Source organism: Ruegeria sp. AH12 (genome assembly GCF_056541465.1).
On record NZ_JBQFYL010000132.1, the window covers coordinates 1 to 790 of the forward strand.

Consider the following 790-nt stretch of genomic DNA (forward strand, 5'->3'; position numbering starts at 1 on the left):
CTGAAATTCAGCTGTAAATCCAGCGCATTTGGGTTGCCACCCAGTCCAGCCATGAAGCCCAATGCGCGGGTCACAGGATCGACTGCCTGATCCGGCAGCGCACCTGCGGCGTTTGCCATCGCGATCATGTCGCGCCAGTTTTCGGCTTTCATCGCAATTTCACCCGTTGGAATGCCCTGTTCGTCAACTTCCAGTTCGCCGGTGGCGAACAGACGCAGCTCACCCCATTTCATTTCTGCCAAACGCAGATCAATCGCAACGGGTTGGGGGCGACGCTGCTCAAGTGCGGTGCGGTCCCAGGGTTTGTCGAAAGTGACAAACATATCCATTTCCAGCGTTTCGAACGATTGCGGCAGGGTCGATGCTGAACGCATCAGGCGTCTCAGATCATCGCCGGGGGTAAATCCGTCGATCTTCGCGGTAATCCCATAGCTTTCGGGCGCTCCAGATTGCTCCATCACAAGGCTCAGCGACTGGCCTCCGGCTTGCGGATCACCTTCGGTTGTCAGCAGCCAGCGCTTTGAGGTCAGCGCCATTTTCTCGAGCACCAGCGCGACACCGGGTTGGAGCTGCAACTCGGCTTGTAGCGCTTCGGCCTGAACGGTCGTGGTCTGGTCGAAATAGGAAAGGCGCTGCGGCGTACTGGCAAAGCGCAGCATCTGGCGGCCGGGCCAGATTGCTGGGCTTTGGAACTCGACCCAGTCCGCACTCCACGCCGTTCCGTTGACCGGACCGGCCAAAGCGGGATTATTCAGGCGTGTGATGTGCTGAAATGGATATCCTGCCGTCG

1 protein-coding gene is annotated in these 790 nt (G+C 58.7%); it reads right to left on the bottom strand.

The window, feature by feature from the left end; translation table 11 throughout:
• The coding region (locus ACR0EL_RS22135) for a DUF2125 domain-containing protein (protein ID WP_480502307.1) at positions 1-790 on the bottom strand (790 nt) is incomplete at both ends.